This is a genomic window from Escherichia sp. 20412-1 (assembly GCF_003027595.1).
Lineage (GTDB): Bacteria > Pseudomonadota > Gammaproteobacteria > Enterobacterales > Enterobacteriaceae > Escherichia > Escherichia marmotae.
Window position 1 is genome coordinate 1 of sequence record NZ_PYQM01000143.1, and the last position, 252, is coordinate 252.

The window sequence follows — 252 nt, forward strand, 5'->3', positions numbered from 1 at the left end:
TTGCCGCCTGAATATTGGCCAGATAGCTGCCAATTTCCGGGCGATACAGATGTTTTCGTTCTGGTTGTGGAACAGATGGCGTAACAGGTGGCTCCGGTGTCACAGGCGGTTCTGGTGTTACAGGGGGTTCTGGTGTTACAGGGGGCTCAGGGTCTGGTTCCGGGATGACGGGCAGTTCCGGTGGGGTATACGGTCCTGCGGGAATTTCACTGGTTAAAAACCAGTTCTGGTTGTCGCTTTTTACCACGTTGT

General features: G+C 54.0%; 1 protein-coding gene. It reads right to left on the reverse strand.

Annotated elements, in window-relative coordinates:
* On the reverse strand, positions 1-252 hold a 252-nt coding region (locus C7B16_RS24410; RefSeq protein ID WP_219906393.1), incomplete at both ends, for a hypothetical protein.